Origin of the sequence: Yersinia vastinensis (assembly GCF_902726565.1) — a bacterium.
Classification (GTDB): Bacteria; Pseudomonadota; Gammaproteobacteria; order Enterobacterales; family Enterobacteriaceae; genus Yersinia; species Yersinia vastinensis.
On sequence record NZ_CACVAF010000033.1, the window covers coordinates 1 to 1,294 of the forward strand.

Consider the following 1,294-nt stretch of genomic DNA (forward strand, 5'->3'; position numbering starts at 1 on the left):
TAATCCATATCACGGGGCATATCGGCCAGAACGTTCATCTGATTATTGGCCCAGAAGGTCATGCCACGGAATATAGCCCCCATGTCATTAATAAGCGTCCATGCTTCGGCCTGAGCTTGGATATAGATATTACAAGTGAATCGAGGCTCCGTGCCGTTACCGCCCCGCCCATCAGGAACAAGCTGATCACAATATTGAGCAATCTGATATAAATCTAATTTTGTATAATAAAGATTGGCCGCTTTTATACGCTGACCTAAACCAAACCGATCACTCACTAAAACATCGTAGTAAATCCATGCAGGGTTATCCGTCCAAGCCCACTTAAAAGAGCCATCCCATATGCCTGAATAACTCCGAGTGGCAGGGTCATAGTTAGATGGAATACGGACGATCCTCATCTTTGGTTCAGAGGAAACTACTGGGATATTTTGGAACTGGCTAGCATCAAACTGAATGAACAATAAAGCGGTTTCGGGGTAGCGCAACTTTGCGTCAATAACTTCAGTAATGGCATCGATCACCATTTTATCCGCAATCATATTGCTCGTTGAATTGGCGGTAATACGGCGAATACGGATCTGCCAGCCAGTAGTGGCATCGGGTAAATCAATGCGGTGGCTGCGCTCATATTTTGTTGTCGTCTTGCCGTCCACTGCAGAGGTCAATACTTGCTGATAAGCGCCGCCATCTGTTGCCACATCAACTGCATATTCAATTCGATAACCAACAACATCACCATCATCTAACTGACGCTGTAGCGCAGACCATGAGAATCTAAACCTGACCGCTGATAATTGAGTATTGGTAACAGCACGAACAAACGGTGTTTGACTAGTCAGCTCGAGGCCGATCGCTGTTTCATTCTCAATATCTGGAATGCCGGGAATGTGAGTTTGATCTGGGGTACCGGAACGGAATTCATACTGAACGCCGGGGAAGTTAATAGAGCCGTCTGGGTTTTTGATGGGGGTACCATCAAGGAAAATATTTGTACCATCTAGCCCACCTTCCCACTCTCCCTCGCCAAGCGCAAAGAGTAATTTTGCATAGGATGTGGATTGCAGTGAATCTGGAGATTCTACCGGTGTGCGGGTGTTAGACGATCCGCCTTTAGACATTATCTTTTCTCCGGGCATAAAAAAACCCGCCGAAGCGGGTTATGTGAATAAGCTAATTATCATTGTTGGTCTTCGGCGTGGATGCCTGCGGATATTAACGCCCCGCCAATTCGACGCTTACCGTACCCCAGTGGCACTGGATTACCCTGAGCAATGGAGTTAACCGGCCCACC

Annotated in this window: 1 protein-coding gene and 1 pseudogene; both read right to left on the minus strand. The window is 47.0% G+C overall.

The genetic code is table 11. The annotated features are described in order from the left end of the window. On the minus strand, window positions 1–1,121 hold a 1,121-nt coding region (locus HUZ92_RS20685), incomplete at its 3' end, for a host specificity protein J (protein WP_174846891.1). A 59-nt stretch (window positions 1,122–1,180) separates the two neighbouring features. Continuing rightward, a pseudogene (locus tag HUZ92_RS20945) lies at window positions 1,181–1,294 on the minus strand (tail assembly protein); the annotation flags it as partial.